At 62.2% G+C, this 542-nt stretch carries 1 protein-coding gene; it reads left to right on the top strand.

Annotation, left to right across the window (positions count from 1 at the left end):
* Nucleotides 1-542, top strand: a 542-nt coding sequence (locus CO664_RS30040; RefSeq protein ID WP_141471838.1) for a GTP-binding protein, incomplete at both ends; no start/stop codon positions are given.

Consider the following 542-nt stretch of genomic DNA (forward strand, 5'->3'; position numbering starts at 1 on the left):
ATGGCAAAGAGCAAATTCGAGCGCAACAAGCCGCACGTCAACATCGGCACGATTGGCCACGTTGACCATGGCAAGACGTCGCTGACTGCAGCGATCACCAAGTACTTCGGCGAATTCAAGGCGTATGACCAGATCGACGCTGCGCCGGAAGAGAAGGCGCGTGGCATCACCATTTCGACGGCGCACGTCGAATACGAGACGCCGGCCCGCCACTATGCGCACGTCGACTGCCCCGGCCACGCTGACTACGTCAAGAACATGATCACCGGTGCGGCGCAGATGGACGGCGCGATCCTGGTCGTGTCCGCCGCCGACGGCCCGATGCCGCAGACCCGCGAGCACATCCTGCTCGCCCGCCAGGTCGGCGTTCCGGCGATCGTCGTGTTCCTGAACAAGGTCGACCAGGTGGACGACGCCGAGCTTCTCGAGCTCGTCGAGCTGGAAGTGCGCGAACTCTTGTCGTCCTACGAATTCCCGGGCGACGACATTCCGATCATCAAGGGTTCGGCGCTTGCCGCTCTCGAAGACTCCGACAAGAAGAT

The sequence above is a fragment of the Sinorhizobium sp. NG07B genome (assembly GCF_002532005.1).
Taxonomy (GTDB): domain Bacteria; phylum Pseudomonadota; class Alphaproteobacteria; order Rhizobiales; family Rhizobiaceae; genus Sinorhizobium; species Sinorhizobium fredii_C.